Source organism: Sphaerisporangium perillae (assembly GCF_023276435.1).
Classification (GTDB): domain Bacteria; phylum Actinomycetota; class Actinomycetes; order Streptosporangiales; family Streptosporangiaceae; genus Sphaerisporangium; species Sphaerisporangium perillae.
Map to the genome: position 1 here is coordinate 88,415 of NZ_JALLPO010000040.1, position 6,318 is coordinate 94,732.

7 protein-coding genes are annotated in these 6,318 nt (G+C 70.0%); 5 read left to right on the forward strand and 2 right to left on the reverse strand.

Annotated elements, in window-relative coordinates:
* The first annotated feature begins 119 nt into the window (after positions 1 to 119).
* Positions 120 to 539, forward strand: coding sequence for a hypothetical protein (locus tag MYF83_RS32700; RefSeq protein WP_248964618.1), 420 nt, complete (start codon positions 120 to 122; stop codon positions 537 to 539).
* A 112-nt stretch (positions 540 to 651) separates the two neighbouring features.
* Here MYF83_RS32700 and MYF83_RS32705 read toward each other — a convergent pair whose 3' ends face one another.
* Positions 652 to 1,080: a CBS domain-containing protein gene (locus MYF83_RS32705; RefSeq protein ID WP_248964619.1), complete on the reverse strand. Its 429-nt coding sequence runs from the start codon at positions 1,078 to 1,080 to the stop codon at positions 652 to 654.
* A gap of 178 nt (positions 1,081 to 1,258) precedes the next feature.
* On the opposite strand from MYF83_RS32705, the gene MYF83_RS32710 reads away from it, so the two are divergent.
* Together MYF83_RS32710 and MYF83_RS32715 are read left to right on the forward strand one after the other, a co-directional pair.
* On the forward strand, positions 1,259 to 2,656 hold the full coding sequence (locus MYF83_RS32710; protein ID WP_248964620.1) for an aminopeptidase P family protein: 1,398 nt from the start codon (positions 1,259 to 1,261) through the stop codon (positions 2,654 to 2,656).
* A gap of 181 nt (positions 2,657 to 2,837) precedes the next feature.
* Positions 2,838 to 3,659 (forward strand): 4'-phosphopantetheinyl transferase family protein, encoded by an 822-nt coding sequence (locus tag MYF83_RS32715; RefSeq protein ID WP_248964621.1) that lies wholly within the window; start codon positions 2,838 to 2,840, stop codon positions 3,657 to 3,659.
* Here MYF83_RS32715 and MYF83_RS32720 read toward each other — a convergent pair.
* Positions 3,579 to 4,811: a cation diffusion facilitator family transporter gene (locus tag MYF83_RS32720; RefSeq protein ID WP_248964622.1), complete on the reverse strand. Its 1,233-nt coding sequence runs from the start codon at positions 4,809 to 4,811 to the stop codon at positions 3,579 to 3,581. The two genes, MYF83_RS32715 and MYF83_RS32720, sit on opposite strands and share 81 nt — an antisense overlap.
* Positions 4,812 to 4,944: 133 nt before the next feature.
* Here MYF83_RS32720 and MYF83_RS32725 point away from each other — a divergent pair, with 133 nt between their 5' ends.
* Together MYF83_RS32725 and MYF83_RS32730 are read left to right on the forward strand one after the other, a co-directional pair.
* Positions 4,945 to 5,439, forward strand: coding sequence for a MarR family winged helix-turn-helix transcriptional regulator (locus MYF83_RS32725; protein WP_248964623.1), 495 nt, complete (start codon positions 4,945 to 4,947; stop codon positions 5,437 to 5,439).
* A gap of 98 nt (positions 5,440 to 5,537) precedes the next feature.
* Positions 5,538 to 6,284 carry an LppX_LprAFG lipoprotein gene (locus MYF83_RS32730; RefSeq protein ID WP_248964624.1) on the forward strand — a complete coding sequence of 249 codons (747 nt, stop codon included), beginning with the start codon at positions 5,538 to 5,540 and terminating at the stop codon, positions 6,282 to 6,284.
* Positions 6,285 to 6,318 lie beyond the last annotated feature (34 nt).

Below are 6,318 nucleotides of genomic sequence, written 5' to 3' on the forward strand. Positions count from 1 at the left end.
GGCGCGGGAGCGCCAGATACATGGATTTTTCAGGTATTCCGGCGGTGGCTCGCGGCCTCCTTCCTGTTGTCCGGGTCCGTGAGGCCCGGCTCGCCATCACCACGAAAAGGAGCACCACCATGGCGACAAGCGGGCAGTTCCAGGCACTGAAGGTCCCGGCCGACCAGCTGGACGGCACTCTCAAGGTCGACGTCATCGACCCGGGCGCCCTGCCGGTCACGGTCGTCCGCGGAGGCGACGACTGGAAGATCGTCGTGAGCTGGGAGATCACCGGAGAGCTGGTCGACTGGCTCACAGGAAAGTGGAACGTACAGGTCGTGGCCGACCGGCTGGGCGGCGGAGAGAGCACACACCCCGCCGCCCCCGTCGTGGTCCCCTTCACCCCGGGGGCGGGCGCCTACGCCACCACCATCGCGATGAGGAACCAGCTGGCCGCGGGAACCTACGACCTGGTCGTCAACCTCACCTCCACCACCGCGGCGGGGACCGCCGGCAACCTCGGCGGCTTCGTGGCACTGAACAAGATCATGGTCCAGTAGTCCGCTGTCCTGCGCCGGCGGCCGGCGGGAGACTGAGCCGACCGCCGATGCGGCCGGGGCGAGGGCAGGGGCGGGGCATTCGGGCCGGTCGTCCGAGTGCCCCGGCCCGCCTTCAGCCGTGCAGGTAGTCGACGAGGTGGGCCTTCTCCGTTTCCAGCTCCTCTATGGCGCTCTTGACCACGTCGCCGATGCTGACGATGCCCGCGAGCCGGCCATCGCTGAGGACGGGCAGGTGGCGGATGCGGTGATCGGTCATGGTCTTGCGAAGGTCCTCGACGTCGGCGTCCGGCTCGCAGGTGCGCACCGGCGTCGTCATGATCGAGGACACCTCCTCGTCGAGCACGCGGGGTCCGCGCTCGTGCAACCGGCGCACGACATCGCGTTCGGAGACGATGCCGACGATCGTCTCGCCGTCCTCCGAGACCACGACGGCGCCGATGTTGTGTTCGGAGAGCGCCGCGAGCAGCTCGGTGACCGTGGCCTGCGGCCGCACGGTCGCCACCGTGCTTCCTTTACTCCGCAGGATCGCGCTGATGAGCATCGACATCACCTCGTCACGCTAGGGAGAGGCCCTGAAGGGTATCTCTGACTTCCCCACCTGACGCCATCGTTAAGCGCGGAACCCGGTAAAGGGCCGGACGCGGTAAAGGGCCGGGCCACATGCGGGACCGTGCCCGTGATTACCATGTCACACACCACCTCTCTCCACGGGACATGCGATGAGCGAACAGCTGAACACCGGCAGCCACGACCTGCCGATCTCCGACGCCCTTGCCGCCTTCATGACGGACGGCTGGGACGACACGAGCCGCCCCGGCCCCGCGCCGCTGCCGCTCGCCGCCTACACCGCCAAGCGGCGCGCCGCGCTCGTCCAGCGCTTCCCCGGCGAGCGGCTGGTCATCCCGTCCGGAACGCTCAAGGTCCGCAGCAACGACAGCGACTACCGGTTCCGGCCGCACAGCGCGTACGCCTACCTCACCGGCGGGCAGCAGCCGGACGACGTGCTCGTCATCGCCCCCTCCGGCGCGGCCACCCTGTTCACCCGCCCCCGGTCGCCCAGGTCCGCCGAAGGCACGGCCGGGCAGGAGTTCTACCGCGACCGCCGGTACGGCGAGTTCTGGGTCGGCGCCCGGCCCACCCTGGCCGAAGCCGAGGCGCTTTACCAGATCGAGTGCGCCCCGATCGACCGCCTGCCCGAGGCGCTGACCGGGCCCGCACGGGTCCTGCGCGACGTCGACGCCTCCGTGGACGCGCAGGTGCCACCGCACGACGGCGACGCCGAACTGACCGCCCACCTGTCGGAGATGCGGCTGATCAAGGACGAGTGGGAGGTCGCGCAGCTCCAGCACGCCGTCGAGGCGACCGGACGCGGCTTCGAGGACGTCGTGCGGGCCCTGCCGCAGGCCCTCGCCCACCCCCGTGGCGAACGGTACGTCGAGGGCGTCTTCGGGCTGCGGGCCCGGCTGGAGGGCAACGCCGCCGGATACGACACGATCGCCGCCTCCGGCGCGCACGCCTGCGTGCTCCACTGGATCCGCAACGACGGGCGCCTGAACCGCGACGAGCTCCTGCTGCTCGACGCGGGCGTGGAGACCGACGACCTCTACACCGCCGACATCACCCGCACCCTGCCGCTGGCGGGCCGGTTCAACCCGATCCAACGGCAGGTCTACGAGCTGGTGTACGAGGCGCAGAACGCCGCCATCGCCGTGCTGAAGCCGGGTGCGCGGTTCCGCGACTTCCACCGGGCCGCGATGGCGGTCATCGCCGAGGGCCTGCACGAGTGGGGCGTGCTCGACTCCGCCGACGGCGAGCTGCACCGCCGGTACACGCTGTGCAGCAGCGGGCACATGCTGGGCCTCGACGTGCACGACTGCGCCAAGGCCCGCACGTCGGTCTACCTCGACGGCGTCCTCGAGGCCGGGCAGGTGCTCACCGTCGAACCCGGTCTCTACCTCCAGCCCGACGACCTGACCCTCCCGCCGGAGTTCCGCGGCATCGGCGTGCGCATCGAGGACGACCTGATCATCACCGACGACGGCGCCCGCCTCATGTCATCCGCCCTCCCCCGCCACCCCGACGAAATCGAAACCTGGATGACCACCCTCCTCCCCTGACCCCTCACCCCCACCCCACGAACCCGAACAACCCCCACCGGGGCCGGGCGTGCTTTTCTTTCCGCTTCGTGGGTGGTCGCGGAATCGGCGCCGGGGCGGTGGGACGTTGTGCGGTGATGCCGGCGCCGCCGTACGGTGCGCAACCGGCGCGCGGGCGTGGGGACCTCGCTAAGGTGAGTGGGTGCGCAGCTCGCTTGTCATGGCCGGTCGTACAGAGGCCGTACTCGCCAGGGTGACCGGCACGCTGACCGCCATCGAGCGCGAACGCGCCGCCCAGTTCACCCGGGAGGGCGACCGCCGTGACTACATCGCCGCGCACCTGCTCATCCGGCACTGCGCCGCGGCCTATCTCGGGCTCTCGGACCAGGAACCGACCCTCGTCCAGCACTGCGACCAGCATGGCCCGGGCAGCCACGGGCGCCCTTCCATCGTCGAGGCGCCCGAGCTGGGCGTCAGCCTCTCGCATACGGCCGGGTACGTCGCCGTCGTGGCGGGCCCGGGGCGGGTGGGCATCGATGCCGAGCACGTGCCCGAGGGCCCGGCCGATGCGGCTCTGATCGACTTCGCCCTGGCACCCGGTGAGCTGGCCCTGGCCGGCGGCGACAGCCTGCGGCTGATCCGCCAGTGGGTGCGCAAGGAGGCGCTGGTAAAGCGGGGCGAACTGACGCTCGACGACTTCCCGCTGACCGACCTGTCCGACATCTTCGCCATCGCAGATACGTCCGACTCGTCCGGCTCATCTGGCGGGTCGGACCCGTCTCGCCGGTCAGACCCGTCCGACTCATATGGCGGGTCAGACCTGTCTCGCCGGTCGGATCCGTCCGCCCCCTGCGACTCACCGGACCTCACTCGATCCGGCCTGCGGCCATCCCCCCATGGAGAGGCCGGAGGGGCGGTGACGTTCGGATGGCGGGGGCGGCGATTACTGGAATGGACGGCCGGAACCGTCGTCGCGACCGCGATCACCGACCACCCTGCCGAGCTGCGCCGGGTCGACGCCTGAGCCTGACGGACCGCCCGGCGCGCCGCTCCGTTCATCCGTGCCTTCCTCACTCAGCGCGCCGCCCCGTTCATCCGCGTCTCCCACACCCGATGCGCCGCTTCGTTCACCCGCGTCTCCCACACCCGGTGCGCCCGGCTGATCCGTGCCTCCCTCGCCCGGAAGGTCGTTCTCGCCGCGTGATTCCCCCAAGGGCCCCGCGCTCCGGCGACGGGCCTCGTACCCGGGGGTCGGATCGAGGAAGACGTGCGAGATGCCCGGGAAGCGCTCCACCAGCCGGTGCTCGATCTCGTCCGCCACCTGCTCCAGCCTGTCCCCCGTACAGTCGTCCACGAAGTCGATCTTCGCGGCCACCAGCACGTCGTCCGGACCGAGCATCATGGTCAGAAGCTCCACGACCTCGCTGACCTCGGATCGGGCGACGATCTCCGCGAGGACCTCCCGCTGCAGGCTGGGCGGGGCCGCCTGGCCGATCAGCAGCGACACGTTCGCCCTGATCAGGTGGAGCGCGACACCGAGCAGCAGCAGGCCGATCACGATCGAGGCCAGCCCGTCCCACACCGGAGATCCGGTGAGCTGGAAGCCCAGGAGCCCGAGCGCCGCGATACCGATGCCGGCCAGAGCCGCGGCGTCCTCGAAGACCACCGCCTTGACCGCGGTATCGGTGGTGTGCACGACGTACCGCTGAGGGCTCACGTTCCAGCGGTCCGCCTCCTCCCGTACCTGGTGGACGGCCCTGAGGAAAGAGATGCTCTCCAGCAGGAAGGCGATCGCCAGGACGATGTAGGAGACACCGAGATCGCTCAGATCCTCCCCCTGGAGGATGGTCTGCACGCCGTGCGTGATCGAGAACCCTGCCCCGATCAGGAGCGTCGCGCCCGCGGCCATGAGCGCCCAGAAGAACCCGGCCTTGCCGTACCCGAAGGGATGCCGCCGGTCCGCGGGATGCCCGCTGCGCCGGACCGCGATCAGCAGGAGCACCTCGGTCACCGTGTCGGCGCCCGAGTGGGCGGCCTCGGAGAGCATCGCCGATGAGCCGCTGATGAGGCCGGCCACCATCTTCGCGATCGCGATCACGAGGTTGATCCCTGCCGCCACCGCGACCGTGAGGAGACTTTCCTGGCCCGAACCGGGCTCCGCCGCCTTGTCGCTCATCTCGCCGCTCCTTCCCCCGCCGGCGCCCGGCTACCTGGTTCCGGACAGGAAGTTCGCGCAAATCGGGAACGATCAGTGCATTCGGCCAAGGTCACCCACTTCTTATGACCCCAGGAGAGATAGATTCACAGGCATGAGCACGGCAGACTCCGACGACCTCGACACCAACTGGCTGAGCAAAGGCGAGCAACGAGCGTGGCGTGCCCATCTGGCCGCCCACAAGCTGCTCGAGCATCGGCTCGACCGCGAGCTCCAGGGGTTCGGACTGTCGCTGAACGACTACGAGATCCTGGTGAACCTCTCCGAGAGCCCCGCCCATCGCATGCGGATGAGCGACCTCGCCGAGGCGACCATCCAGTCCCGCAGCCGCCTGTCCCACCAGATCGCTCGCATGGAGGCCGCCTCCCTGGTGCGAAGGGAGAGCTGCCCGGACGACCGGCGGGGGACGTTCGCGGTGCTCACCGAGCACGGATGGGAGACCATGCAGCGGGTGGCCCCCATGCACGTCGCCAACGTCCGCTACCACTTCATCGACCGCCTGACCCCGGAGCTGATCGAGGCGCTGGAGGTCGCCTACACGCCCGTCGTGAAGCATCTGCTGCGCATGCGGGCGGAGGAGCGCGCCTAGCACGCCGGGGGCGCCTTCGCGTGGGCGGTGCGGGGTGACCTCAAACCGATACCTGCGAAAACCCCTGATGTGGGCCCCGCGCTGGCTACCATCCGGCTGTGTCGAAAAGGTCGCTCACTTCCCGGTCTCGCCGTGCCCGCGTATACGGTGCCGGCCTGTCCCTCGCCCGCGTGCCGCTGATGCTCGCGTGGCTCGTCCTTCCGCTGTGCCTCGCCGTCGCGTGCACGTCCTCACCCGGCGCCGAGGCCCTGCCCTCGGGGCGTGAGCTGCTGGACAAGTCGGCGGCGGCGATGCGGACGGTCAAGACCGTCGCCTTCACGATCGCGACCGAGGGCAAGCCCCCCGTCCCCGTCAGGCATGCCGAGGGCTCCCTGACCCGGGAGGGCGACGCCAAGGGCACGCTGCAGATTGACGTCCTGGGCAACCTGCAGGAGCTCAACTTCGTCCTGACCGGTGACACCGTCTACTTCAAGGGTCCCACCGGCGGCTACCAGACGATGACCCGCAAGGAACTCGCCGGCATCTACGACCCCTCGGCCATCCTGAACGCCGACACGGGGGTGTCGCGCCTGCTCGCCACCGCCTCGGACGCCAAGACCGAGGCCGTGGAGAAGATCGGGGGCGTGGACGCCTATCCGGTGAGCGTGTCCCTGTCCCAGCAGGTCATCACCACGCTGGTGCCCGGGGTGAACCAGGGGGTGAACGGGAAGGTGTGGCTCGCGAAGGACACCGGCCGCCTGCTGAAGGCGAGCCTGCCCATGGGCACGGGCGCCAACAGCGGCACCGTGCTGGTGACCTTCGACGACTACGACGTACCGGTGACGGTCACCGCTCCGGCGAAGTGACACCATGACCCTCCCCTCCGACCCCGCCCCGGCC